General features: G+C 63.6%; 24 protein-coding genes. 14 read left to right on the plus strand and 10 right to left on the minus strand.

Going from position 1 to position 26671, the window contains the following annotated elements; all coding sequences use genetic code 11:
- Positions 1–370: 370 nt before the first annotated feature.
- Positions 371–1573, minus strand: a complete 1203-nt coding sequence (locus tag ACFPB1_RS22315) for an MFS transporter (RefSeq protein WP_379228333.1) — start codon at positions 1571–1573, stop codon at positions 371–373.
- 472 nt (positions 1574–2045) lie between these two features.
- Complete coding sequence (gene dapA / locus ACFPB1_RS22320; protein ID WP_379228335.1) at positions 2046–2951, minus strand: 4-hydroxy-tetrahydrodipicolinate synthase; 906 nt, start codon at positions 2949–2951, stop codon at positions 2046–2048.
- A 123-nt stretch (positions 2952–3074) separates the two neighbouring features.
- On the opposite strand from dapA, the gene ACFPB1_RS22325 reads away from it, so the two are divergent.
- The 6 genes from ACFPB1_RS22325 (at position 3075) to ACFPB1_RS22350 (ending at position 10359) form a co-directional block, all read left to right on the plus strand.
- Entirely contained in the window at positions 3075–3986 is a 912-nt protein-coding gene (locus ACFPB1_RS22325; RefSeq protein ID WP_379228336.1) for a LysR family transcriptional regulator, read from the plus strand.
- 451 nt (positions 3987–4437) lie between these two features.
- Positions 4438–6243 (plus strand): sensor histidine kinase, encoded by a 1806-nt coding sequence (locus ACFPB1_RS22330; RefSeq protein ID WP_379228337.1) that lies wholly within the window; start codon positions 4438–4440, stop codon positions 6241–6243.
- Positions 6240–7043: a response regulator transcription factor gene (locus ACFPB1_RS22335; RefSeq protein ID WP_379228338.1), complete on the plus strand. Its 804-nt coding sequence runs from the start codon at positions 6240–6242 to the stop codon at positions 7041–7043. The genes ACFPB1_RS22330 and ACFPB1_RS22335 overlap by 4 nt, the downstream gene beginning before the upstream one ends.
- Positions 7044–7164: 121 nt before the next feature.
- A complete protein-coding gene (locus tag ACFPB1_RS22340) occupies positions 7165–8532 on the plus strand; it encodes an ABC transporter substrate-binding protein (protein WP_379228339.1) in 1368 nt (455 codons plus the stop codon).
- A gap of 105 nt (positions 8533–8637) precedes the next feature.
- Entirely contained in the window at positions 8638–9522 is an 885-nt protein-coding gene (locus ACFPB1_RS22345) for a carbohydrate ABC transporter permease (protein ID WP_379228341.1), read from the plus strand.
- Positions 9523–9537: 15 nt separating this feature from the next.
- A complete protein-coding gene (locus tag ACFPB1_RS22350; RefSeq protein WP_379228342.1) occupies positions 9538–10359 on the plus strand; it encodes a carbohydrate ABC transporter permease in 822 nt (273 codons plus the stop codon).
- 278 nt (positions 10360–10637) lie between these two features.
- On the opposite strand, the gene ACFPB1_RS22355 is transcribed toward ACFPB1_RS22350, so the two are convergent.
- The gene (locus ACFPB1_RS22355) at positions 10638–11405 is read right to left on the minus strand and encodes a class I SAM-dependent methyltransferase (protein WP_379228343.1); all 768 of its coding nucleotides are present in this window, start codon (positions 11403–11405) and stop codon (positions 10638–10640) included.
- Between the two features lie 163 nt (positions 11406–11568).
- Entirely contained in the window at positions 11569–12468 is a 900-nt protein-coding gene (locus ACFPB1_RS22360; RefSeq protein ID WP_379228344.1) for a LysR family transcriptional regulator, read from the minus strand.
- 127 nt (positions 12469–12595) lie between these two features.
- On the opposite strand from ACFPB1_RS22360, the gene aroC reads away from it, so the two are divergent.
- From aroC to ACFPB1_RS22375, 3 genes are all read left to right on the plus strand, one after another.
- Positions 12596–13651 carry a chorismate synthase gene (gene aroC / locus ACFPB1_RS22365; protein WP_379228345.1) on the plus strand — a complete coding sequence of 352 codons (1056 nt, stop codon included), beginning with the start codon at positions 12596–12598 and terminating at the stop codon, positions 13649–13651.
- A 153-nt stretch (positions 13652–13804) separates the two neighbouring features.
- Positions 13805–14398 (plus strand): DUF3889 domain-containing protein, encoded by a 594-nt coding sequence (locus ACFPB1_RS22370; protein WP_379228346.1) that lies wholly within the window; start codon positions 13805–13807, stop codon positions 14396–14398.
- 395 nt (positions 14399–14793) lie between these two features.
- Positions 14794–17964: an S-layer homology domain-containing protein gene (locus tag ACFPB1_RS22375; RefSeq protein WP_379228347.1), complete on the plus strand. Its 3171-nt coding sequence runs from the start codon at positions 14794–14796 to the stop codon at positions 17962–17964.
- A 109-nt stretch (positions 17965–18073) separates the two neighbouring features.
- Here ACFPB1_RS22375 and ACFPB1_RS22380 read toward each other — a convergent pair whose 3' ends face one another.
- The gene (locus ACFPB1_RS22380; protein ID WP_379228348.1) at positions 18074–18589 is read right to left on the minus strand and encodes a MarR family winged helix-turn-helix transcriptional regulator; all 516 of its coding nucleotides are present in this window, start codon (positions 18587–18589) and stop codon (positions 18074–18076) included.
- A 259-nt stretch (positions 18590–18848) separates the two neighbouring features.
- Between ACFPB1_RS22380 and ACFPB1_RS22385 the strand changes: the two genes are divergently transcribed.
- Positions 18849–19187 (plus strand): PadR family transcriptional regulator, encoded by a 339-nt coding sequence (locus ACFPB1_RS22385; protein ID WP_379228349.1) that lies wholly within the window; start codon positions 18849–18851, stop codon positions 19185–19187.
- Between the two features lie 5 nt (positions 19188–19192).
- Positions 19193–19744, plus strand: coding sequence for a DUF2812 domain-containing protein (locus tag ACFPB1_RS22390; protein ID WP_379228350.1), 552 nt, complete (start codon positions 19193–19195; stop codon positions 19742–19744).
- A gap of 158 nt (positions 19745–19902) precedes the next feature.
- Here the strand turns inward: ACFPB1_RS22390 and ACFPB1_RS22395 are convergent, their stop codons facing one another.
- From ACFPB1_RS22395 to ACFPB1_RS22410, 4 genes are all read right to left on the minus strand, one after another.
- Positions 19903–20649, minus strand: coding sequence for an MBL fold metallo-hydrolase (locus tag ACFPB1_RS22395; protein ID WP_379228351.1), 747 nt, complete (start codon positions 20647–20649; stop codon positions 19903–19905).
- Between the two features lie 195 nt (positions 20650–20844).
- A complete protein-coding gene (locus ACFPB1_RS22400) occupies positions 20845–21408 on the minus strand; it encodes an NAD(P)H-dependent oxidoreductase (RefSeq protein ID WP_379228352.1) in 564 nt (187 codons plus the stop codon).
- 39 nt (positions 21409–21447) lie between these two features.
- Complete coding sequence (locus ACFPB1_RS22405) at positions 21448–23214, minus strand: DHA2 family efflux MFS transporter permease subunit (RefSeq protein WP_379228353.1); 1767 nt, start codon at positions 23212–23214, stop codon at positions 21448–21450.
- A 3-nt stretch (positions 23215–23217) separates the two neighbouring features.
- Positions 23218–23655: a MarR family winged helix-turn-helix transcriptional regulator gene (locus ACFPB1_RS22410; RefSeq protein WP_379228354.1), complete on the minus strand. Its 438-nt coding sequence runs from the start codon at positions 23653–23655 to the stop codon at positions 23218–23220.
- Between the two features lie 247 nt (positions 23656–23902).
- Here ACFPB1_RS22410 and ACFPB1_RS22415 point away from each other — a divergent pair, with 247 nt between their 5' ends.
- Positions 23903–24181 (plus strand): DUF2277 domain-containing protein, encoded by a 279-nt coding sequence (locus ACFPB1_RS22415; RefSeq protein ID WP_379228355.1) that lies wholly within the window; start codon positions 23903–23905, stop codon positions 24179–24181.
- A gap of 208 nt (positions 24182–24389) precedes the next feature.
- Positions 24390–25049, plus strand: coding sequence for a DUF2306 domain-containing protein (locus ACFPB1_RS22420; protein ID WP_379228356.1), 660 nt, complete (start codon positions 24390–24392; stop codon positions 25047–25049).
- Between the two features lie 140 nt (positions 25050–25189).
- Here the strand turns inward: ACFPB1_RS22420 and ACFPB1_RS22425 are convergent, their stop codons facing one another.
- Complete coding sequence (locus ACFPB1_RS22425; RefSeq protein WP_379228358.1) at positions 25190–26029, minus strand: DUF6597 domain-containing transcriptional factor; 840 nt, start codon at positions 26027–26029, stop codon at positions 25190–25192.
- 137 nt (positions 26030–26166) lie between these two features.
- On the opposite strand from ACFPB1_RS22425, the gene ACFPB1_RS22430 reads away from it, so the two are divergent.
- Complete coding sequence (locus tag ACFPB1_RS22430; protein ID WP_379228359.1) at positions 26167–26619, plus strand: SRPBCC domain-containing protein; 453 nt, start codon at positions 26167–26169, stop codon at positions 26617–26619.
- Positions 26620–26671: the final 52 nt, after the last annotated feature.

Raw genomic sequence — 26671 nt, forward strand, 5'->3', positions numbered from 1 at the left:
ACCGTTTGCTTTTTAAACTCTTCGTTGTACCGCTGCCGTTGTTCCCCCACGGTGGGACACCTCGCTTTCGTTAAGTACATTATCTTGCGCTCCTTAACGTTGTGTCCACTTTTTATTCTAGCTGCACTGTGTCCGCTCGCGGTGCGGCGGCCGATGCGCAGCAGAGCGGCGGCCAAGAGAGAGCCGCTATGGCGGGCTGGCGATCAGCCAGGTAACCGGCCCCGTTGGGCTTGCGGCGGCTGGCTATAGGCTGCCATTGCGGATGTATAGTTGCTCTAGGCAATAAAAAGAAGCTGTTCCGGAAGTCGTCGACTTCGCGGAGACAGCTCTTTTTTTGTGCGAATAGGGTATCAGCGCGGTCCGTGCAGCATTATCGCCGCACGCGGTGCAGTGCCCAGACGACGAAGCCGAACAGCACGGAGCCGCCGCCGGCCAGACAGACGCCCCGCCAGCCGGCGTGATTCCACGCGAAGCTGCCGAGGGACGAGCCGATGGCGCCGCCGAGAAACGTCGTGACCATCTGCACCGTATTGATCCGGCTGCGCGCCGCCGGCTCGAGGGCGTAGATGCGCGCCATGTTGGCCACTTGGGTGCCTTGGACGCCCAGATCCATCAGCAGGACACCCGTGATGAGCGCCCACAGCCAGCCGCCCCAAGCGCCGAAGAGCAGGAAGGACAGGACGTTGAGCGCAAGCAGAACGCCGATGATCCGTTCCGTGCGGAAGCGGTCCGCCATGCGGCCGACGATCGGCGCGCCGAGCGCTCCGGCCGCGCCGACGAGGCCGAACAGGCCGGCGATGCGGCTGCTGTAGCCGTACGGCGGCCCTTCGATGTAGAAGGCGAGCGCCGTCCAGAAGACGCTGAACGCCGCGAAATTGGCCGCGCCGATCAGCGCCGACTCGCGCAGCGTGGCGTGCCGTTTTACGAGGCCGCCCATGGAGGCGAGCAGCTGGCCGTAGCGCAGCTCGGCCGACGGCCGGTTCGTCGGCAGCTTGACGCGCAGCAGCACGAGCAGCGCGAGCATGGCCGCGGCGGCGACCGCGTACATCACGCGCCAGCCCCAGGTGCCGCCGATCAGGCCGGAGACCGTCCGCGTCAGCAGGATGCCGAGCAGCAGGCCGCTCATGACGGTGCCGACGGCTTTCCCCGATTCCCCGGGCGCGGCGAGCGTCGCCGCCAGCGGCACGAGAATTTGCGGCACGACCGTGGTGACGCCGACCGCGAGGCTGGCGGCGTAGATCCACGGGAGATTTTGCGCGGTGGCAACGCCGATCAGGGACAAGCAGACGAGGGCGAGCAAAATCGTGATCAGCCCTTTGCGCTCCTTGATGTCGCCGAGCGGCACGAACAGGAACATCCCGAGCGCGTAGCCGATTTGCGTGCAGGTGGAGATCAAGCCGACGGAATCGGGACCGACGCCGAAGCTGCGTCCGATATCCGCGAGCAGCGGCTGGTTATAGTACAGGTTGGCGACGGTCATGCCGGCGGACAGCGCCATGAGCAGCAGCAGCCCGCGGGAAAGCGCGGTAGTGCCGCCCGGGGCGGCCGCGGACGGTAAAGCGTGTTCGGACATAAGAACGATTTCCTTCTTTCTGCTTGGCCGCGGCCGCGGGAGGCGGCAGAAGGGGGGCCGGTCCTTTCCGGCGGCCGGGCGCGAATGGCCTACAGAGCCATCATACCAGATCGGCGCGCGCGGGTAACCCGGTTCGGCCGGCAATCATGCTATCGGACCGAAGAACGCAGCCTGTGTTCCATGCAACAATCGTTGAGCTGTTCAGATCGCTGCGTCCGTACCGTGCCGCGTTCGTTAACGGGTTCGAGACAGCCGGCCGGCAGCGCGGCGCGTCCTCCGTCCAACGCAAGGCCCAATAGCGTGTTCAACTCGCCCGATTCGCTAACGCGCGCGGTTCATCATCGGTATCTGAGACGGCCAGCCGATAGCGCGAGAGACTTCCGTAAGGCATATCATTCCATTTCCCGATTCGTCCCGGGCGCTTCGAACCCGTACCGGTGCCGTCAACGGGACCCGAGGCAGCCCGAATCGGTCAACCGCCTTGCTCTTGCCCCAGCCGACCCAGCGCTTCCTCCAACTCCCGCTGCAGCTCTGCCGCGACCGGAAGCAGCGGCAGCCGCAGCGCGCCGGAATCGAACCGTCCCTGCCGGGTCAGCAGCCACTTCAGCGGCGCGGGGTTGGCATCCGCGAACAGCAGGCGGACAAGGGGCGCGAGCGCTTCGAAGGCGCGTTCGGCGCCAGACGCGTCGCCTTCCCGGAACCGGCGGTATACGCGGGCGAACGCATCGGTCCGGACGTTGGCCGACGCCAGGATGCAGCCCGCGGCGCCTTGGCGCAGCATGGCGGGGAAGAGCGCGTCCTCGCCGCACAGGATCGGCTTCCGGACGCCGCGCCGAATCATGGCCTCGAGCAGCTCCATGCCGCCGGAGCTGTCCTTCATGCCGACGACGCCGTCCAGCGCCAGGATCTCCGCGGCCGTCTCTTCGCCGAGCCGGACGCCCGTGCGCGCGGGAATTTCGTAGACGACGATCGGCAGGCCCGCCTCCGCCGCGCGGCGGAAATGCGCGACGATGCCCGCCTGCGACGGCCGGCTGTAATACGGCACGACGACAAGCGCCGCGTCCGCCCCGATCTCGCCCGCCCGCGCCGTCCGCTCCAGCGTGGAACGGGTATCGTTCGTGCCGGTCCCCACGATAATGGGCACTGTTTTGCCATGTCTGGCCATGGCGGCTTTCGTCCAGCGTACGAGCGATTCGACTTCGCTCCAGGCGACCGTCGGCGACTCGCCCGTCGTGCCGTTGACGACGAGTCCTTGAATGTCCCGCGCGAGCAGCGTGCCGAGATACCGGTCGTACGATGCCTGGTCCAACGCGCCGTCCGCCGCGAACGGCGTCACGACCGGGACGAAAATGCCATGCAATTGCGGTTCGGTCAACATGTCCGCACCTCCGAAAATTGTTTTGGCGATACCCGTAATGTAGCATAGGAATTCGCATCGGAGTTATCTATAATATATGATTATGAGCATCAATATTATTGATGGTGAGGAGCGGAACGCATCATGGATCTGATCTATCTGCACACCTTTCGCGAAGTCGCGCTGCGGCAGAGCTTCACGCGGGCGGCGGAGGAGCTCGGCTACGCGCAGTCCAGCGTGACGACGCAAATCCAGAAGCTCGAGAAAAGCTACGGCGCGGAGCTGTTCGAGCGGTTCGGGCGGGGCTTGCGGCTCACGCAGGCGGGCGAGGAGCTGCTGAAGATCGCTTCGCAAATGCTGGAGCTGCACCAGCAGGCGAAGGAAAAGCTGACCCTTCAGGGGGGAGGCACGCTGGCGATCGGGACGATCGACTCGGTCGCGTCGTATTATTTGCCGCCCCATATCCAGCGGCTGCGCCGGACGTATCCCGAGCTGGCGATCCGGCTGCAGGCGGACCGCGAGGACGCGATTCTGCACAAGGTCCGGGAAGGCGAGCTGGATGCGGGGTTCATCCTGGATAGCGGTGCGGCCGACCCGGCGCTGCGATGGACGGCGATCCGCGAGGAGCCGCTCGTGCTCGTCGCGCATCAGCTCCACCCGCTGGCGAAGACGGAAGCGGTCGGGCTGGCGCAGCTCGCCGGAACGGAATGGTTCATGAGCGAAGACACGTGCAATTACCGCGTCATGCTGGAGAAGGTGCTCCGGGCAAACGGCATCCCGTACCGGGTCGGCCTCGAGCTCGGCAATCCGGAGGCGATCAAACGGTGCGTCATGGCCGGCGACGGCATCGCGCTGCTGCCGCGCATGGCGGCGGAGGAGGAAATCCGCCGGGGCGAGCTCGCCGCGCTGCCGTTCGCCCATCCCGAGCTGCGGCTGGAGCTGCGGCTCGCGATGCATCCGAAGAAATGGATTTCCCGGGCGCTGGCGGATTTTATCGCCGGACTGTGCGGCGAGGCGAAAGGCCCGGCCGAGGCGGGCGAGACGGGCGCGGGCTGACCTGGGCCCGCCGGCGTGGTGTCCGCGGGCGCCCGCCCGCGTGCGCGATTCTGCGCCTGCCACGCCCGTCCGGCGGGCGGCTGCTCCGCCCAAGTCGGCCGGTCCCGCGTGCGCGATTCCGCGCCGGTGACGCCCGTCCGGCGCGCGCGGCCCCCCCCATGTCCGCGCCCCCGGCGCTCCGCCTGGGCTGCCCGGGCCTTCGGCGCCTCCGCGTACGCGGGCGCCCGCCCAAGCCAAGCCGCTCCGCGGCAAGGCGCCCACGCCGTCTTCGCCCGCGGCCCCAAGCCGCTCCCGAGCCGCGTACGGGCTAGGCATTTCCCCCCCATCCCGCCCCGAATCGCCGCCCCCGCAGCCGCGATCTCCCGCTTGTTGAGTGCCCGTCCCATGCATTAAGATAACGAACAACGACATGCGCCCGCGTGCGGCGCGCCCCGGGAGGCTGACGAATCCCATGCTCAAACGGCTGTACCTCCGGCTGACGCCGGAGACGTTCAAGAACCGGATCCTGTTCGCGTTCCTGCTGTGTCTGCTGCTGCCGATCGCGCTGCTCGTCGTGTACAACTTCAAGGGCACCGAGGCCGTCCTGCAGGACAACGCCGCGAAGAAGAACGCCGAGCAGCTCGAAGGCTTCAAGAACGGCTTCGTCGACCTCATGTCGCTCGTCATGAAGACGGGCCTGCTGCTGGAGCAGGACGCGACGCTCCGCGGGGCGTTGGAGGACCCGGGCCAATACGACGACATCGCGCGCAAGAAGCTCGTGGAGAATAAGTTCGCGGGCATTGAGAATACGTTTTTCATGACGGGGGCGACGGTGTACTACACGCTCATCGACCTGCACGGCCACGCCTATACGTCGTTCATGCCGAAGACCGCGCTCGATTACGGCGAGCTGACCGCCGAGCCGTGGGTGAAGCAGCTGCAGGAGAAGGGCGGGGACCGGTACATCTGGAATCCGCGCGACGAGAACGTCGTCATCCGCGAAAGCACGGCCAGCACCCGGATGCTGAGCCTGTACGAGCTGCTTCGGGACGATGCGCTGATCCCGTTTGCCTACGGGCGGTTCAGCATCGATTACGAGGAATGGTTTTACCGGACGGCCGAGGAAGGCGGGCAGGAGGGCGCGTATTTCCTCGTGAACGGCTCCGGTGACGCGCTGCTCGCGTCCGGCGGGCAGCAGCAAGTGTCCGGCACGGTCGCCGAAGCGATCAAGCGCGCCTCCGCGCTCGGCGGGGACGAGGCCGGTCCCGCCGTGTCGCTCGTCGACGAGAGGGAGGAGGCGCTGTACACGTACAGCCGGATCCCGGAGCTGGACGGGTATTTCGTCAAGAAGGTGCCCTTGTCGCTGCTGTTCAAGGAGATCGACAAGCAGAAGCAGCGCTTCTTCGTCGGCTTCGCGGCCATCCTGCTGCTGTTCGTGCTGCTGACGTATTTGCTCTCCTCGACGATCACCGGCCCGCTCAAGCTGTTCCAGAAGAAAATGGACACGTCTGTCAAGGCGAACCTGAAGGTGAAGCTGCCCGAGCACGGACGGGGCGAGATCCTCGCGCTCACCCGCAGCTTCAACGCGATGATCGACGACATCAACGGCCTGCTGGAGCGGCTGAAGCTGGAGGAGCAGCAGAAGCAGTACGTGCGGTTCCAAATGCTGCTGTCGCAGATGAACCCGCATTTTCTGCTTAATACGCTGAACACGATCAAGAGCATCGCGCTCGAGAAGGACGAGGACGACATCTACGATATTTGCGTGGCGCTGGGCACGATTTTGGAAACGACGCTGAATACCGAGGTCGACCTCATCCGGCTGCAGGACGAACTGGTGCTGATCGATTCCTACATGGACATCCAGCGGCGGCGGTTCGGGCACGGCATCGAGATGCGGTACGACGTCGGCGAGGAGTTGGGGTACGCGCTCATCCCGAAATTCTGCCTGCAGCCGCTCGTCGAGAACGCCCTGCTGCACGGGTTCGGGCAGTCGGTGAAGGAAGGCCGGATCGTCATCAAGGCGGCCGCGAAGGCGCCGCATCTGTACCTGGAGGTCATCGACGACGGCATGGGACTCGAGGGCGCGGCGGAGCGGAGGACGGCGCGCAAGCGCAAGAGCATCGGGCTGCAGAACATCCGGGAGAGCCTGGAGCTGCTGTTCAAGTACCAGAGCACGGGGCTGACGATCGAATCGACGGATGCCGGCACGCGGGTGGTCATGCACATGCCCCTGCTGCTGTCGACGCCGTACGCGAAGGAGGACGACCGGGGATGACAACGACGGGAACGGGAACGGGCGCGGGCCGCTGGCGGACGCTGATCGTCGAGGATGAGCAGCCCGCCCGGGCGAGCGTCCGCAAGCTGATGCAGAAGGCGGGCGTGCCGTTCGACATCGTGGCCGAGGCGGAGAACGGACGGGAGGGCCTGGCGCTGATCCGCGAGCTGCGGCCGGATCTCGTCATCTCGGACATCGTCATGCCCGATATGGACGGCGTGCGGATGCTGCAGGCGGCGCGGGAGGAAGGCTTCGATTGCCGCTTCGTCATGCTGACCGCGATGAGTGAGTTCGAATACGCGCGGCAGGCGGTCGAGTACGGGGCGTCCGGCTACCTGCTCAAGCTGTCGCTGGACCCGAAGGGCATCAAGGCGGCGCTGGACAAGGTAGCGGCGGAGCTCGAGCGGATGGCGAAGCTGCGCAAGGCGGACAAATGGTTCCCTGACGCCGGGCGGGCCGGGCCGACGGATCATCCCGAGCTGAACCGGATCATCGGCTACATCGAGGAGCATTACGCCGGGGAGATCACGCTGAAGGGGCTGGCGGCGTACATCCGCATGGACGCGAGCTACGTCAGCGACCTATTCAAGAAGAAGACCGGCACGACGCTGACCCGCTATGTCCAGAACCGCCGGGTGCAGGCGGCGAAGATGCTGCTGGCCGAGACGGACCGCACGGTGAGCGAGATCGGGCGGCAGGTCGGATTCGAGAATGATAATTACTTCATCAAGATTTTCAAGCGCTGGTGCGGCGCGACGCCGAGCGAATACCGCAAGGGGCTCGCGGAGGAGTCCCCGTGAAGCGTTGCCAAAAGAACAAAAATCCGTTCTATAAAGCCCCAAACGGCGTTCATCCCCCGGAGGCGCGGCTGGTGATACAGTTATGTTGTAGAGCACGACATTCCGACGAGGGGGAATTGGAATGGCCAAGAGAAAATGGCTGCTCGGCGCGATGGGGGTCCTCATGCTCGGCGGCCTGCTCGCGGGCTGCGGCAGCGGCAACGGCGGCAATAACGGCGGCACGAATGCGGGCGGCAACGGCGCGGCGGCCGGCGGCGCCCAGACGAATAACGGCGGCGGCACGAACGCGGGTGCCGGAGCGGGCGAGAAAATCAAGCTGACGATGTGGGGCGCCGTCCCCGAGGAGGCCGGGCCGCAGGCGGTCATCGACGCCTGGAACGAGGCGAACCCGAACGTGCAGGTCGAATACGTCCGCTACGTCAACGACGACCCGGGCAACCTGAAGCTCGACACGGCGCTCATGACCGGCCAGGACGCTGACCTGTACATGAACTACACGCTGACCCGGCTGCAGAAGCGCGTCGACGCGGGCACGGCGCTCGACCTGACGTCCTCCGGGTACGACATCGACGGCAAGATGGGCCCGGACGCGGCGCAGTGGAAGATCAACGACAAGTACTACGGCATCCCGACCAAGAAGAACATGGGCTTCGTCTGGCTGAACAAAGACATGCTCGACGCCGCGGGTCTGCCGGTGCCGCCGCTCGACTGGACCTGGTCCGACCTGCGGGAGTACGCGAAGAAGCTGACGAAGGACGGCGTCTACGGCCTGCTGCAGCACGACGCGATGTTCACGGCGACGATCGACGGCACGGTCGCGGGCCTCGGCCTGACGAAGCCGGACGGCTCTTCGAACTTCGACAACGACCTGTGGAAGCAGCAGTTCCAGACGCTGCACGACATGATGTTCGTGGATAAATCGACGCCGGAATATGGCGAGCAGCTGACGAGCAAGATGCCGGTCGACACGATGTTCCTGCAGGGGCAGGCGGCGCTGCTGAGCGCGGGCGAGTTCATCTTCCGCAACGCGAACAACCTGAAGGACTACCCGCACGATTTCAAAATCGCGTTCGCCACGATCCCGAAGGTGACGGCCGACCAGAAGGACTACAAGTACGCCGGCGGCCTCGGCGACGTGCTGTCGGTCAACGCGAAGTCGAAGCACCAGGATGCGGCGCTCAAATTCGCGGAATGGTACGCCGACGGCGGCATGCTGCCGATGGCGAGCGGCGGGCGCATCCCGTCCTCGAAGAGCGTGGACAACAAGCAGGCGATGGATCTGCTGCTGAAGGGCGTGGAGGACAAATACGACGCCGATTCCATGAACCAGGTCGTCTTCGGCACGTTCCCGTCGTTCCAGCTCAGCGTGCCGCAGCAGGTCATCGACGCCCGCAAGGAGGAGTACGAGAAGTACTTCCTGAACAAGCAGGACCTCGCGACGACGCTGGCCAACATGGCGAAGGAGCATGAGGAGCTCACCCGTAAATAACCGCATCGCCCCGACCGCCCAAGGAGAAGAAGGGACTCTTCGCTTCCTTCTTCTCTTTGCCGTACGCGGAAGGCGCGATACGAAACCAAGAAAGGCGGCGATCCCGTGCAGCGGCGCAGCTGGATTCAACGGCAAGGCTGGGTCGGATACGCGTTCATCCTGCCGAACATGCTCGGCATTCTGCTCTTCTTCATCTTGCCGGCGCTGTTCTCGTTCGGTCTCATGTTCACCGACTACCAATTCTCCAATCCGCGCTGGTCCTTCATCGGCCTCGACAACCTGAAGCGGCTGTTCGGGGACGACAAGTTTTACGAGGCGATCCGGCATACGGCGATCTTCCTGCTGTCCGTGCCGGCGTCGCTCCTGCTCGCGTTCCTCGTGGCGCTCGTGCTGAACCGCGGCGTCTACCTGAAGGGGCTGCTCCGGGGGATGTTTTTCCTGCCGTACATCTCGAGCGGCGTCGCGGTGGCGTTCGTCTGGATGCTGCTGTTCCAGCCGACGCACGGCCCGATCAATGCAGCGCTGCGCTGGCTCGGCGTCGTCTCGCCTCCGGGCTGGTTCGCGGATTCCGATACGGCGATGTACGCCATCGACGTCGTGCAGATCTGGTTCATGCTCGGCTACAACATGATCATCTACCTGGCGGCGCTGCAGGAGGTGTCGGCGGAGCAGCTGGAGGCCGCGCGCATCGACGGCGCGGGCAGCCGCACGATCGCGTGGCGCATCCTCTGGCCGCTCGTCAGCCCGACGACGTTTCTGCTGCTCGTGACCGGACTCATCATGACGATGAAGACGTTCTCGCTCATCCAGGCCATCACGCAGGGCGGGCCGAGCGGGAGCACGACGATTCTGTCGCTGTTCGTCTACAAGACGGCGTTCAGCTACTACGAGATGGGCTACGCCTCGACGATCTCATGGTTCCTGTTCGCCTGTATTCTCGCCATCACCTTGATCCAGTGGATCGGCCAGAAACGCTGGGTGCACTACTAGAAAGGAGCGCTTCCCATGAACGAAGGCACGTTGAAGTCCAAGCTGCCCGTCACGGCCGCCATGCTGATCGCCGGCGTCTTCATGATCGTTCCTTTCCTGTGGATGATCAGCACGTCGTTCCAGACCCCGACCGAGGTGTTCAAGACGTGGCTGCCGGCCAAGCTCGACTGGAGCAGCCATAAGCGCATCTGGACGGGCAACTACAACTTCCTGCCGTATTACCTGAACTCGGTGAAAATCGCGGTGATCGCCACGGCCGGCGCCGTGTTCCTCTCGGCGCTCGCGGCGTACGGCTTCGCCCGGACGGCATTCCGGGGCCGCGACGCGATGTTCCTGCTGTATCTGTCCATGATGATGATTCCGCCGCAGGTGATCTTCGTTCCGAAGTTCATCATGTTCAACTGGATGCACATCTACAACACGCATTGGGCGCTCATCCTGCCCGGCATGTTCTCGATCTTCGGCGTCTTCATGCTCCGGCAATTCTTCATGGGCATCCCGAGGGAAATCACGGAGTCGGCGTTCCTGGACGGGGCGGGGCATTTCACGATCTTCCTGCGGCTCATGCTGCCGCTCGCCAAGCCCGCGCTCGCGACGTTCGCGATCATCGACTTCTCCTGGCAGTGGAACGACTACGAGAACGCGCTCGTCTTCCTGCAGAGCCCGAAGCTGTATACGATTCCGTTAGGCTTGCAGAATTTCATTCTTGAGAACAACGTGGACTACAACGGCATGATGGCGGCGTCGTCCGCGGCGATTATTCCGATGATCGTCATCTTCCTCGTCGGCCAGAAATACATCATCCAGGGCGTTGCCAGCTCGGCCGTCAAGGGCTGAAGAACGGAGGCGCCCGGTCGATGCGGGCGGCAAGCGGGCGGCCAGCGGGTGGAATTGGCGGAGATGCGGATGTATTCGCGGGTTATGGAGTGGAACTGCAAAAAAGCAGTCGCGGAGGCGACTGCTTTTTGGCGTGGGCCGCGCTGTCGAGCGCTTAGGCTGGAACGGAACGTGCGCCCGGCGTCTGCGGGCGCACGAGCCCTCCCGTAAATGTGTCCGGGCGGTACCGTTCGCCGGCAGGCGCGTGCGCGGCCCGGCGCGAGCCGCCTGTTGCCACGTTACCTGCGCACCGCTTCGTACACGTACTGCTGCCCCGCGTTCGACGGCGCTTTGCCCGGCTCGAAGTCCGCGCACACCGAGACATCCGCGAAGCCGAGGCTTTCCAGCACGAGCTTGAACTCTTCGACGCCGTACCAGCGCAGCGCGAAGCGCTGGAGCTCCGTCGCGACCAGCTTGCCCTGGCGCCATTTCTCGTACTTGATGAAGGAGACCTTGTACTGTTCGAAGAGGTCGGCTTCGGCCAGCTTGCCCTCCATCGTGATGGTGTCGCCGTCCGGCAGCGCGAAGGCCGACGAACCGGCAAAGCCCCCGGGCGCAAAGCCGGCATCCGGCAAAAACAGATCGAGCATCAGGCGGCCGCCCGGCAGCAGATGATCGTACAGCCGCCGCAGCGCCTGCAGCGATTCCTCGCGCCGCTCGATCAGCAGGAACGATCCGGCCGGGACGATGATCGCCTCGTAGCGCTCCGGCAACGCCAGTTCCTGCAGGCTGGACAAGTACAGCTCGGGGGCGAGCCCCCGGTCGGCGCAGCGCCGGCGGCAGGACGCCAGCATATCGGGCGAGGCGTCGACGCCTTCCGCCAGCAGTCCGGCCTCGAGCAGCGGAATCAGGACGCGCCCCGATCCGGCCATCGCCTCCAGGATACGCGCCTGGCACCCGAGCAGCCGCTCGCGGTAATACTCGATGTCGCCGTTAATCGACTGGCCGATCTTCTTGGTGAAATCGTACACTTCCGTGCAAAGCTCTCCGTAATAGCTGAAAGACATGAACGCATTCCTCCATTCGCGTAGTCGGGCACGCGGAAGGACGGCAGCCTGCTATCCGTTCCGCACCGTTTTGAACGTCGCCGTGCGGGATGGAGCCATTGTCATGTTCATCACTCCGATTCATTGGGAATTATCTCCACTATAGGCGTTGGGCGGCAGGCGGTCAACGGTCTTCGGACGCCGTCAGCCGCTCGATGAACAGCCGTCCGATGCCGGGCAGCGACATGCCCCGGCGGGTCGCCAGGCCGACGAGGCGCTCCGGGATGGCGTCCGCCGTCCGCAGCTCGAACAGCTCGCCGTCCGCGAGCGGCGCGCGCACGAATTCGCGCGTCACGAAGGCGGCGCCGTAGCCGCGCCGGGCGAACTCGACGAGCATGTCGGTGCTGCTCAGCTCGAAGGCGGCGTCGACCTCGAGCCCCCGAGCGGCGAACCAGCGCTCCGCGAACACTCGCGTGCTGCTGCCGGCGGACAGCAGCAGCAGGGGCAGCGCCGCCAGCTCCGCGGCGGCGATCGGCCGTTCCGCCAAGTGCCGGTAGCGGGGCCCGGCGACGAAGCAGTCCTGGATGGCGGCGAGCGGCCGCACGTCGAGCTCGGGATCGGCCACCGGCAGATGGACGATGCCGACGTCGATGCGGCTTTCCTTCAGCCACGCCGCGATTTCCGCGGTCTTGCCCTGGTAGAGCCGAATCTCGATGCCGGGATATTCGGCGCGCAGCTCGTCGAGCGGCGGCAGCAGCAGATGCTTGATGATCGGCCCGCTGGAGCCGATCCGCAGCTCGCCGGCGGCGTGGCGGCTGAGCGCGGCCATTTTGCGCTCGCCGGCTTCGAGCAGCGCCAGCGACTGCTCGACGAACCGGAGCAGCTCCGCGCCTTCGGGCGTCAGCGCGACACCCTTGGACAGGCGGTCGAACAGCTTGACGCCGAGCCCGTCCTCCAGCTGCTTGACGGCATAGCTGACGGACGGCTGCGTCACATGCAGCTCCTGCGCCGCTTTCGTCAGGTTGCCGGCTTTGGCCGTATGCCGGAAGATGCGGTACCACTCCAGATGCAGCTTCGGACTCATCGTCTACTCCCTCCTTGGTATAAAATCAATCTATGACACACTTCCGGAATTGCGATTTCATTTATTGCGCTGCCTTCATTATAATCGACCGTAACGGATAAGGACATCATGACGGAGGTGCCGAATCATGGGAGGCAGCACATTTGGAGACGCGTTCAAAATCACGACGTTCGGGGAATCGCACGGGGTATCGGTCGGCGTCATCGTCGACGGGGTCACGCCCGGGGTGGAGCTCGACGAAGCGTATATTCAGGTTCAGATGGACCGGCGCAAGCCGGGGCAGTCGGCGGTGACGTCCCCGCGCAAGGAGTATGACGTCATCCGCATCGTATCGGGCATGTTCGAGGGCCGGACGACGGGGACGCCGCTCTGCATCGTGCTCGACAACAAGGACATGCGGCCGAGCGCCTACGACGGGATGGACGAGACGTTCCGCCCGGGGCACGCGGATTACACCTATTTGCAAAAATACGGCCTGCACGACCATCGCGGCAGCGGGCGGGCGTCCGGCCGGGAGACGGCGGCGCGCGTCGCCGCGGGCGCCGTGGCGCGCAAGCTGCTCGAGCGGCGCGGCGTGAAGGTGGTGGCGTATACGAAGGAGATCGGCGGCATCGCGTGCCGGACGTTCCGCCCGGAAGTCATCGAGCAGAACAGCGTGCGCGCGTGCGACCCCGATGCGGCCGTCTGGATGGAGGATTACATCAAGACGCTCGTCGCCCGGGGCGACAGCGCAGGCGGCGTCGTCGAATGCCGGATCAGCGGCGTGGCGGCGGGCCTCGGCGAGCCGGTGTTCGACAAGCTCGACGCGGACCTCGCCAAGGCGATGCTGTCGGTCGGCGCCGTTAAGGGCATCGAGTTCGGCGCGGGCTTCGCGGCGGCCGGGATGCTCGGCAGCGAGCATAACGACGGGATGAACGCGGACGGCTTCACGAGCAACAACGCCGGGGGCATTCTCGGCGGCATCAGCACGGGCGCGGACATCGTGTTCCGCGTGGCCGTCAAGCCGACGTCCTCGATATCGGCGCCGCAGCAGACGGTGACCGCGACCGGCGAGGAGCGGACGATCCGCACCGAGGGCCGGCACGATCCGTGCATTTGCCCGCGGGTGGTCCCGGTCATCGAAGCGATGGCCTGCCTCGTGCTGGAGGACCACTACAAGCGCCAGGCCGCGCTGCGAGGCTGAGCGGGCGAGCGAGCGGGGAGGGAGCTCGCGGGCTGCATGCGACGGCGCAGGCGCACCGGGCAGAGCGGCGGCATCCGGCCGGCAGGCGAAGCGAATAAGACGTGCCGGCCGGCAGCATCCTATCCAGGATGATCCAGGTAAGGAGAGAGGCCTATGCGATTATGCGCCGCGCTGCTGCTCGTGCCGCTGCTGGTGCTCGGTTGCCTTCCGCCGGCCGCTCAGGCGGGCGTTCCCGCGAAGTACGATCCGGCGGACGGCTACCACGAGTACATTCGCTGGAACGCCCTCGCTGCCAAAGCCGCATCGGAGCGGTACCCGGGGGCGGAGCTCGTCGATTTTCTGTATATCGGCTGCACGTGCGAGTCGCCTTCTTCCCGCCAATACCTGTTCAAGTACTGGATGCGTCGGGACGGCCGGGAGTTCGGGGTCTACGTGACCGTGGAGGGACCCGACGGCGCGGGCGCTCCCCGGGCGGGGGCTGCGGAGAAGGCGGATGCGCGCATCGCTTCGTTCCCGCGCTGGGAGCGCCGTGCGGCCGACGCCGTGCGGGAGAAGTATCCCGGCGCCGAGATCGTCGGCCGGAAGCCTTACGGCTGCCGCTGGCTGGGCGCGGCCGCCGCGAGGCAGACGTTCCGGTATTGGATCCGGCAGGACGGCCGCAGCCGGCTGCTCCGGGTCGAAGTCGATTACGCGTTAGGCACGCGCCGGCCGACGGCCGCGAGGGTCGTGCCGAGCCGCGAATTCTAGAGACCGCGGGCCCGTGGCCCCGGGGGCCTTTTCCGCCGACATCGGGGCCTCCGGCATCGAGCACAAGAATATATTTACCAATATAATTTAGAATGAAACTATATTGACTCTAACTATTTTCGGGTGTATATTTACTTGCGTAAACTTTTTTTCATAACCTTTTTTTCTTGGGGATTCGGCCATCGTGCTGAATCCCGCTTTTTTTTTGCCGCGCGGCGATCTCGCCGCCGGTGCTCCCGCCGCCGGTGCTCCCGGGTACGCTGCCTCGAAACGGAGCGCGGGACGAGGAAACTAATAACAATAAATATAGTATTGACTTAAACTATATTGATTAATATAATCGTGACTGTAATCAAAATTGATTCGAATCTCATTCGAATAAAAAGGAGCCTGAAATGAAGAAGACCTTTAAAGTACTCTCGTCATCTACTTTGACATTCTCCGTACTCGCTTCCGCGGCCGCGCTGCCCGCCGCCGCCAATGCCGCTGCCGCCGCCCCGGTCAAGAGCGTCGGTGATTTCAAGGATTTGACGAACATCGACCAGACGCTTGCCGCCAAGATCGACGCTTTGCTTAAGAAGGGCGTATTCGAGGGCGTGTCCGAAGATACGTTCGGCATCAACCAGAACATGACGCGCGCCGAATTCGCCAAGGTGTTGGACCTTACTTACGGCATCCAGGTACCGGATTCGGCGACCTCGAGCTTCTCCGACGTCAAAGCGGATAACTGGGCGTCGGATTTCATCGAAGCCGCCAAAAAGGCCGGCCTGATCAACGGGACGACCAAAACGACATACAAGCCTGCCGCGAACGTAACGCTCGGCGAACTGGCGACGGCGTACGTGAAGGGCCTCGGCATCAAGCCGAGCTTGACGGAACACCCTTGGTATTCCGACGCCGTCAAGCAAGCGGTCGCCCGCAGCATTCTTCCGGCGGGCGCGAACGGCGCGAAGGTCGCGACCCGCGCGGATCTCGTGAACAGCGCGTACGGCGCGATGCTGGCTTATGAGGAAGCCAACAAGCCGGCGAAGGTCTCCGTCGCTTCCGCGGAAGCAACGGGCGTTCAGCAAGTCACGGTCAAGTTCGACCGCGACCTCGACACCTCCAAAGCTACGCTGACGCTGCAGCGGGGCAGCAGCACCGTCAAGGCCGAGACCAAATGGGCCGACGACAAAAAATCGGCGACGCTGACGTTGACGGACGACAAGCTGCGCGCCGGCGAATACAGCGTAACGCTCGGCGGCCTGGACGCGGCGCAGGTCGACAAAACGTCCGCGTCCTTCAAGGCCGAGGACGAGACGCTGAAGAGCATCGAGTTCGACAGTGCCGTCGATACGATCGCTTACTCCGGCAGCGTCATCATCAAGGCGACGCCGAAGAACCAATACGGCGAGAGCGCGTCGTTCTCCGCAGGCAACTATACGGTGTACACATCCGTCGCTCAGTTCACTAAAATCAACAAATCGGACGACGGCTCGCTCGCGATCACGCTGAAAACGAATACGCCGGAAGCTACGCAAGGCGTAAGCGTCATCCCGGTCACGGTCGTCAACAACGACCAGCACGTCACGGCCAGCAGGAATTTCAAGCTCGGCACCGCGCCGATCATCACGAAGCTGACGCTGGGGGCTCCTCAATATTCGAACGCCGCCAACGCCATCACGGGCAAAGGCGATACCGTCAAGTACGACCTGTATCTCGCCGATCAATACGGTAACACCATCGCGTACAACTCGAGCGACTTCAAGAAGGACGACGTCAAAATCATCTGGAATGATTACATTGGCGGCAATAACGGCAGCGGGTCCGCCGTGTCGACGGAAATCGAAGACAACGGCAGCAACATTCCGCGGCTGAAAATCTCCTTGAACGACAACGTGGACAAATCCGCGGATTATACGTTCACGGTCACGAACCAAGCGGCTACCGCGCAGGGCAAGGTGCGCATTCAATCCGCAAGCGTCGCGAACAAGATCGAGATCGGCGACTTCAACGACGTGATCGCGGCAGGCGACCACGACGCCTATATTCCGATCGTGGGCTACGACGCGAACGGCAAAGCGCTGAGCACCGAAGATCTGACGAGCGACACGAACCGCGACCGCATCAAGGTCAGCGTGTCCGGCGCGCAGTCGGAAGCGAAAATTTTGGATTCGGGCGCCCATAAAGGCTCGATTCACTTGATGAACGTCAGCGCGGCTTCCAAAGGCTCCGTCTCCGTGACGGTGGTCATCGCGACGCCGAACGCGACCAGCACGGCAACCCGCAATTATACGATCGCGGACGTCCGCGTGCCGGACCGCATCCGGGAAGTGGCTGCGCCAAACAAGGAAATCGTTGCGGGCATGGGATACGCCAAGGAAGCGAAGTCCTCGTTCCGCTATGAAATTCTTGATCAATACGGCAAGCCGATGGACTACACGCTGCTGACCAACGACCGCGGCAATGCGGTGGAATCGAACGGCGTCAAATACTACGTCGAAGCTTCGTTCAAGGATGCGAGCGCCGGCGCGGCCTTCAGCTTGGTGAGAGACGACTCGAGCCAGAAGACGAGCGTGCTCGCAGACGTCTATGGCGAACGCGCCGAAGGCGGCAACGCAAAAGCTGTGTTCGGCGGCGCGAACGAAACGGATCCGATGTCCCTGAAGCAATTCAATCGCGGCCTGCGCGTCTATGCTTCCACTCAAGTCAACAATGCGACGCAGCTCGCCGGCGAAGGCGCGAAGGCGACCCTGCACGTGGCGATCGTGAAGCAGCCGAATGGCGGTACGCCTACCGAGATCACGTACGTGGACAAGACGATCAAAGCGGCTGCCAAAGGGGAAGAGTGGACGTACGCCGTCAGCCCGATCGGCAGCCTCTACTACACGCTGGACAGCGGCATCCTGCCGAACGACCAAACGAAATATCCTCGCAAGGCCGCGGATAGCGCGATGAGCAAGCGCATCAATCTGACGGTTACGAATGCCGCGGGCGATAAGGTCGCCATTCCGGACGACTATCTGCTGTCGGTGACGAGCTCCAACCCCGTAGCGGTCCAAGTCGGACAAGACGAGGCGAGCAAAAAATGGTATGCCATGGGGTATAAGCCGGGTACGGCGACGCTGACCGTGTCGTACCGCAACGATAAAGGCGAAGTGAAGGTGCTGACGCAGGAAGTCACGGTGAAGAGCGAGGCGATTACGGTTGCGAGCCTCGAGGCTGACAGCAAAGCGACCCTGCCGTTCTCCACGGCCGACAAAGCGTATTACGCCGCGGCTAACTATGCGGGCGCAGGCGCCGCAGCGCCGCAAGTACCGTTCTCGATGGGTCTGATGAACCTCTCGTTCACGGATAACTACGGGTACGGCTACGACTCGAGCGACGTGCAGACATACGGCGTGGACATCTACGGACTCAATTTCTCCGTCGAGAACGTCAGCCCGGAATCCGCGGCATCGGCCGGCACGGTAACGGTTGACCGCACGGGCAAAGTCTCGATCTCCGGCGGCTTCAAAGGCACGTTCGATCTGACGGTCACGGCCCCGACGGGCAAATCCGTGACGACCGAAGTCAACGTGAAGTAAGGCATCACAGTCATAACGTAAAAAGAGGAAGCTGCATTCGGCTGCGAATGCGGCTTCCTCTATTTGTTCCGGTATGGGGCGGTACGGTAAGGCGGAAGGTCCGTAACGGTTAGTCGTTCTTGCTGATCTTATTCATTAAGTCGCTTGATAGCGGCTGATCGGTCATGTCGAGTTCGGTCATGATGTTGAGCAGCTTGATCAGCAGGCCGGTGAAATTGATTTTTTCTTCGTTCGAAAACAACGCATTGACCTTTTGGATGAACTCGTAATGGGGCGGCATGATTTTTTCGACGAGGTTGTTGCCTTTTTCCGTGATCGTAAGCGTCACTTTACGGCGGTCTTGGCTATGGGACGCCCTTTGCAGCAGTCCTTCTTTTTCCAGGCTGTCGATGAGTCCGGTCATGGAGGCCCGGGTAACCTTGATTTTATCCGCGATTTCGGACGGGCTTAGCGCCTTATCCTTTTCCCAATACAGGAAGAAGAGGATATGGAACTTCTCGTTCGATAATCCGTACGCCGCGTAGCGCTTGTTATACTGCATCTGGATATTGTTCGTGATAAAGGAGAATTCCAGGAACGTTTCGACAAACTCGGCGGTTTCGGCCAGCATTCTATCGTCAGGCATCTTCATCATCCTTTTCGTGAAACGTTTTCCGTTAATTATATCGAATATAATATTGAATGTAAAATATCTGTAATTTGATTATATTCTTATAAATGAATTTGCTGGTAGTGTGCTCCTGGCTCGCGCAACTTATTCGCAGGCCCCGACGCTGGGGTGAAGGAGCGCGAACAGGCGAAAATAGATTGACAGATGATGTATCGAATGTTAATGTATCGACATACGATATATCAACTACCGAAGTAATGGGGGGCCTTCCGACATGGCAAAGGCGAAAGAGCCGCTTCCGCTCACGGAGGCGTTCTATTACATTTTGATCGCCCTTTATCCGCGTCCCTCGCATGGCTATGGCATCATGCAGGACGTCGAGGCGATGAGCGGAGGGCGGGTCAAGCTCGGGGCGGGCACGCTGTACACTGCGCTGAACGCGCTGCTCGGCAAAGGGTGGCTCGCGCATTATCCCGTTTCGGACGGGACGGACGCGCGGCGCAAGCTGTACGTCATTACGGAGGCCGGTCAAGCGGCGGCCGCGGCCGAGATGAGACGGCTGGAGGAGCTGCTGGCGGCCGGCCGGCGCATCATGCATTCGGAGGAGGCGTGAGGAGGATGGCAGTGGAGACGGTAAAGAAGACCCGTCTGTGGATGAGCTGGCAGTACGAGCAGGAGGAGGAATGGGTGAACGCCATGTCCGCCCAAGGGCTGCATCTGCGGCGGGCGGGCATCGTCCGTAGCGCGTTCGAGCGGGATCCTTCCGTACGCTACACGTACCGGCTCGATTATCAGCCGGGGCTCGGGAAAGGCGAGAAGCTGGCGGCGTACCTGGAGCTGTACCGCGACGCCGGCTGGGAGCATGCCGGGACCTTCGCCGGCATCTGGTATTATTTCCGCCGCCCGTGGCAGCCGGGGGAGAGCCCGCGCCTGTACACGGACCGGGATTCGCTCGCCGCGCACTACAAGCGCATTCGCGGCGTGATGGCCGCGATGCTGCCGGTTAATGCCGTGCTGCTGTGCGTGAACGGCGCGAACCTGCTGCCGCGGATAGGCGGCCATCTATGGACCGTCGCCGTGCCCGTGCTGGCGATCTATGCCGCGATCTTCGCGCTGCTCGGCACCGGCATCGTCAAGATGAATCGCAAAATCAAAGCCATCGAGTCTTGAGCCGTGCAAGGCGCGGCGCACGCGAAGAAGGCCGGGCCGTTCCCCCAAGGGAGCGGGCCGGCCTTCCGCCGTTTGCCTATAACCCGATCCAGCCGTCCGCCAATCCAGCCGTCCGCCGGTTCAGCCTCTCACCGCATCGGCGCCTGCCGGAAACCGGCCTAGAACGTCTCCCCGTCGAAGGGGATTGCCACGCGGTCCGTCAGCGATGCCGCCGCCAGCCGCTCCCGCAGCACGGCGCGGGTCACGCGGCAATGGTTGATCGCGTCCATATGGACCGCGATCACCTTCGCGTCCGGCGCATGGCGGGCGACCGCGATCACGTCGTCCGCGTCCATCGTAATGGGGCCGCCGGTCAAGAATTGCGCGCCGCCGGCATTGACGACGACGATCTCCGGCCGGTGGGCGCCCAGCGCGTCCTTGACCTCGTCGCACCAGATCGTGTCGCCGGCGAGGTAGACGGCCGGCTCGCCCGGCGCCCGAAGCACGAAGCCGGACACCCGGCCCATCCGGAGGCCGACCTCGCCGGTGCCGTGCCGCCCGCCCGTGCGGACGATCGAGATACCGCGGAACGTGGCCGCGGCATCGACCTCCGTCACGTCGCCGAAGCCCCGGTCGCGGAAGACCGCTTGATCGCCGGGCTGGCAGAAGACGGGCACCGCCTTCGGCAGTCCCTCGGCCGCCGCGTCGTCCCAATGGTCGCGGTGAAGATGCGTGACGAGCACGGCGTCCGGCGACAGCCACTTCGCCGGGCCGCCCGGCAGGCCGACGAGCGGATTGCGGCGGTCGTCGCCGGCGTTCACGATGGGCGGGTTCACGCCCGCCGCGCCGAGCATGGGATCGACGAGCAGCGTCGATCCGGCGTATTCGAGCCAGAGCGAAGCGTGGCGAATCAGCGTGAATTTCATGGGAGATGCACCTCTTCCATAAGGATTGATCGGTTCCGTTACGATGGTAACACAGGCAGCGCCCCGCCGCGATAAGCTTGCTCGAGGTGCGTGCGCGGTGCCGATGATGTACGCGCCAAGAGACCTCCGATCGGCGGCCTGCGCGAAGAGAGCGCGGCCCGTATGCCGGTCCGCGCTCTCCTAATCATGGCCGGCTTATACCGTCGCCCGGGTACTTCTGCCTGCGCTATAGACGGCGGCCGTCTTGGCCACGCGCATCCCCAAGGTTTCGCCGAGCGAGAGGCCCTTCGCGAACAGCGACTGGCTCAGCGGGTCGTGGGTATCCTCGACGGGAGACGTCACCCCGACGCCGTAGTAGCTGCCGTACAGCGCATTTTCCGGAATGTTGGCCGGCAGGCCGACGATCATCATGCCTTGGTGCAGCATCGGCGTAATGAGGTTCAGCAGCGTGGCTTCGATCCCGCCGTGAATGGTGGCCGTCGTACAGAACACGGCGCCGATCTTATCGACCAGCGTCCCGTTCGCCCACAGGTAGCCGAGCTTGTCGATCCATTCCTTCAAGCCGGAGCTGATGGAGCCGAAGTGCCCGGGGCAGCCCCAGATGATCGCGTCCATGTCGGCCAAGTCTTTGACGTCCGCCCTGTTGACGTGGTTGATGAAGACCTGCGCGCCTTCCACGCGTTCGGCCCCTTTGGCGATGGAGCGGGCAAGCTGCTCCGTATGTCCCGCTTCGCTATCGTATACAATATAAATTTTCATCGAATGTTCTCCTCTCTGGATGGTTGTTCCGTGCGCGCCTCACTCGGGTTTCTTTAACGATCCGGTCAATTTCTTGAGCGTTTCCCGGTAGGCTTGGTCGGGGGACAGCTCTTCCTTCGGCTTCGCGTCCTGAATGGCGTCGCCCTTCAGCTTCAGCAGCGCCCTCCGGTATTCTTTATCGTTGAAGCGCCCGTCGTCCGCGTTCGGCGGCGTCGGATTGAGGAACCCGCGGATGGCGTCGCGGAACTCCACGTCCTTGCCCATGCGGGCCGCGCCTTCCGCGCGCGCCGGCTGGGCCGCCGCCACGCTCGCTTCCGGCACGGCGGCCATATCCTGCGGCACCGGGACCTGCGCCGCATCCTCCCGCGGCTTCACCTTGCGGATGAAGAACGCCAGGACGAGCGCGGCGGCGGCCATCCAGGTCGCGACGACGAACGAATAATTGATGCCGTAGATGGTCGCCTGCTGCGTGACCTCGGCCATTTTGGCCGCGTCCTGCGGGTCGATCTGCCCGGCGATGACGAGGTCCTTGGCGCGGGCGGTCGCCTGGTTCGTCATGACCGTGACCAGCAGGGCGGTGCCGAGCGCGCCGGAGACATTCCGCAGCGTCTGGGACATCGCGGAGCCGTGCGCGTTCAACCGGCGCGGCAGCTGGTTCAGGCCGGCGGTCTGGATCGGCATCATCAGCATGGACAACCCGAACATCCGCGCCGTGTAGACGATCATCATGTGCACATACGTCGAGCCGGCTTCCAGATGGCTGAATTCGTACGTGGTGATGGCCGTGATGGCAAGGCCGACGACGGCGAGCCAGCGAGCGCCGATCTTGTCGAACACCATGCCCGTGATCGGCGACATGATGCCCATCAGGATCGCGCCCGGCAGCAGCAGCAGCCCGGATTCGAGCGGCGTGAAGCCCCGGATGGTCTGCAGGAAGATCGGCAGCAGGATCATGCCCGAGAACAGCACCATCGTGATGATGGCATTGATCAGCGACGTCAGCGAGAACATCCAATATTTGAACACCCGCATTTCGAGCAGCGGATTCTTCACCACGATGGAGCGCACAATGAAGAGAATGAGCGCGACGGCGCCGACGGCGAGGCAGACGATGACCTCGGTCGAGTCCCAGCCCGCGGTGCCCGCTTCGCTGAAGCCGTACAGCAGGCCGCCGAAGCCGAGCGTGGACAGGACGACGCTCAGGACGTCGAGCTTCGGACGCGACGTCTGGATGACGTTCTTCATCCCGAAGGCGCCGAAGATGACGGCGGCGACCGCGAGCGGCAGCACGATGTAGAACAGCACGTGCCAGTCGTAGTTCTCGACGACCCAGCCGGAGAGCGTCGGGCCGATCGCCGGCGCGAAAATCATCGCAACGCCCATCAGGCCCATCGCTTTGCCCCGTTCCTCGACGGGGAAGATGGTGAGCGCGACGACGGTCATGAGCGGCATTAGAATGCCGGCGCCGACGGCCTGCACGAGACGGCCGGTCAGCAGGATGCTGAAATCGCCGGAGAGCGCGCAGACGATCGTGCCGATCGCAAATAGAGATGAGGCCGCGAGGAACAGCTTCCGGGTCGTGAACCGGTTGACGAGAAAGGCGCTGATCGGCACGAGCACGCCGTTCGCGAGCAGATAGCCGTTGGACAGCCATTGGATCGTGCTTTCCGTCACGCCGAGATCCGCCATCAATTTCGGAAGCGCGACGTTAAGCACCGTCTGGCTTAACAGCGCCACGAACGCGGCGATGAGCAAGGAGGCCATGATCGGCCCTTTGCGCAAGGTGTTGGATACCATCGTAGTCATGGTCTATGCTTCCTCCCTGGATTTTCGTAAAAGACGCAGCACCTCGTGCTGCAGGCGGTCGAGCTCGCGCCTGTCGGCTTCCGACAGCTCCAGCAGGGACCGCATCATGTGCACCCGGGTCACTTCCGTCTCGCGCCAAAGCGCTTCGCCCTGCCCGGTCAAGGTCAGCGTCATCGCCCGCCGGTCGGACGGGGTGCGTGCCCGCTCCACGAGGCCCGCCTTAGCCATCCGTTCGACGATGCCGCTCGTCGTGCTGTTGCCGAGGAAGAGCTTGTCGGCCAGCTCCGAGAGGCGGATGGCGGGCTGCTCGTGGAGCACGCGAAGGACAATGAGCTGAGGCGCGGTCAAGTTATGCTTGCCCGCCGCTTTGGTCATCAGCTGGAAGAACACCTGATTAACCTCGCGGTAGCTCTCAAAGATGCGCAGGATCTGCTCCTCCATGAAAAACTCCTTCCGCCGATTATTTCGCATGCGAACTATTATCTACCCGTTTATCCTATATGTCAATAGAGACATATATTCAGTTTATGCCAATCCAGCCTGCAATTTGTCTAAGCTGCCGTTAGTATCTTCGAACAGCCCGCGGTTCATCCCTGAACGAGGCCTATCCCGGCTGTGATCGAATTCCAATAAATGTGAGTGTATGCTATGATGGGGCAAACTGCGAATAGATCGGATGGTGACGCGCATGTGCCGGAATATCAAAACGCTGTTCAATTTCGATCCGCCCGCGACGGAAGACGAGATCCAGGCGGCCTCGCTGCAGTTCGTGCGGAAGCTGTCGGGCTTCAACCAGCCCTCCAAGGCGAACGAGGAAGCCTTCCAGCTGGCCGTCGACGAGGTAACTGCCGCCGCGGAGAAGCTGCTGTCCTCGCTCGTGACGAACAGCCCGCAGCGCAGCCGCGAGGCGGAGATCGAGCGCGCGCGGATCCGTTCCGTCAAGCGGTTCGGTCCGAAAGAAGGCTGACGGCAAGACGGCCGGCCGCCTTGCTGCTGCATGACGAACAGCCTTGTCCCGTAACGGGTCCGCTGCCGCGGTCCGAGGGGCAAGGCTTTTTGGCGTTGAGGGCCGTAGCGGCCGGCTTTCAATCGGACCGCTTGCGGCGGTATACTGGGCTTCTAAGAAGCGGGCTGCCGCGTTTCCCAATCCATACTGCGAGGTTCATTCTAATCCTATGTTGAAATCCAAACTGCCATCCAAACTGCCTTATTGCTTGCTGCTGGCCGTCGCGGCCGCGTTCATCGCATACGCGGTCAGGAAGAACGTGCTCCAGGACCCGGAGGCCGCGGAGTTCCTGAGCCATAAGACGAATCCCGCCGATCTCGTCGACCTGCCCGTCTGGCTGACCGTGATGCGGATCCACTTGGGCTTCGCCTGCCTTGCCCTGCTGACGGGGGCGGTCAACTTCTCGCCGTGGCTCGCGCGTCATGCGCGCCGGTTCCACCGGGGCAACGGGTATGCGTATCTCATATCCGTGCTCGCCGTATCCTTAAGCTCCGGCTACATGGCGCCGAACGCGACGGGCGGCGAGGCGGTCAGCTTCGCGTTCAATATGCTCAATATCGTCTGGCCGGCCTTCGCCGTGCTCGGCATTCGCGCCATACGCAAGAAGCGCCTCGACCGCCACCGGCGGTGGATGGCCCGCAGCTACGCGTTCTGCTTTACAAACGCGGCCGTCCATTCGCTGGCGTACGCGCTCGAACGCTGGGCGGGCCTATCCTACGAGGAAGCCTACCGCATCGGCGTGTACGGCGGCATCCTGCTGCTGCTCGCGGCGGGGGACCTGGCCGCCCGGCTGTTCTTCCGCCAGCCGGCCGCGATCGGCCAGCCGTGACGGCCGGCGGACCGGGACGGGACGGGGCTCTCCGGGCCAGCCGGGCGCGTTCTTCACGAACAACAATAAGGGCTGCGGCCGCAGCTGCTCGAAGCAGCCGGCCGCAGCCCTTTTGTCGCGGGCGGGCGCCCGCCCGCGCGTCAGGGCAGGCCGAGCTCCCGTCCGTATTCTTCCGGCGACTTGCCGATCAGCGCCTTGAAGCTCTTGATGAAGTGGGCCTGGTCGTAGAAGCCGAGCTCCTGCGCCAGCCGCGGCCAGTCGGGCGCGCCGCGCTCGCGTTCGATGCGCTCCGCCGCCTCCTGCAGCCGGTACCGCTGGATGATCCATTTCGGGCTGACGCCGACGAAGCGGCCGAAGAGGCGCTGCAGCGCCCGCTTGTTCACGCCGAACCGTTCGGCCAGGTCCTCGACCTTGGTGATCTCCCGGTTGCCGATGACCTCGCGGACGATCTCCCCGACGAGCCGGACGGCATCGCCGTGTTCCGGCCCGGGCAGGCGCGAGCCGAAGAACGCTTCCGCCAGCCCGATCCGGGCTTCGTCCGATTCGGCGGCGTACACCTGCGCCTCCACGTCCCGCGCCGCCTCGCCGAACAGCTCCGTCCACGGCACGGCGCGCCCGGTCAACAGCGCCGCCGGCCGCTGCCAGAACGGATAGAAGCCGCCCGGGCGGAACTTGATGCCGAACACGTCGCCTTCTTCCCGCAGACGGCGGACGAACGTCCGCGTCGGCACGCCGTACACGCCGGCGAAGCGGCCGGCCGTCTCGCGCTCGAAGACGACATGCATGCTGGGGTAGGACAGCACCGTCTGGGAGTAGGGTTCCTGCCCCCGCAAGTCCCAGCGCACGATCCAGTAATGCTCGATATACGGCGCGAGGCCGGGAGAGGGATCGAGACGCCGCAGCGCGAATTTCTGCCGGGCCAGCTCCGCCTTCAGGATGCCGCGATCCGATCGGCCGCCGGGATTGTCCCACTCGTTCATGCGAGGCCTCCTTAAGCGAACGCTGTCGCGTTTTTACAATACCGGATAAGCATGAAGCGCTATACTCGAGACTAGCACCAAGAGGCCTGGCATGCAATGGTTTCGGACACTACGAACACGTTTGGAGGCGCAATGGGATGGAAGAGATGAAATTCGAGTTGTATATCGGAGCGAAGCCGGAGGATGTCTGGCGCGCGCTCGTGTCGCCGGAAGGCACGAAGGCGGTCTACTGCGGCAGCGTGCTGGAGTCGACGTTCGAGCCCGGTTCGCCCTACGCGTACATCGGCCCGGGCAACGACGGGGACCGCACGGTTCACGTCTACGGCACCATCGTGGACTACGAAGCGAACAAGCGGATGAGCTATATGGATCATCCGGGCCCATCGTACCATGATAATCACGAGGCGCTGGAGACGCGCGTCACGCTGACCCTCGAACCCGTCGGCGAGACGGTGAAGCTGACGCTCGTCAACGACCTGTGGCCGGAGGGGCATCCGTCCTACGAGAAAACGAAGTCGAGCTGGCCGATGATTCTGAGCAGCGTCAAGACGTTCGCCGAGACGGGCAAAGCGCTGGATTTCGGCTTGTAGACGCTGTTCTGTCTCCACGCCGCTTCAGTGCAAGAGCCAAGGCAGCGCCGCT

Origin of the sequence: Paenibacillus sp. GCM10023250, from assembly GCF_042653205.1 — a bacterium.
Classification (GTDB): Bacteria; Bacillota; Bacilli; order Paenibacillales; family Paenibacillaceae; genus Paenibacillus_Z.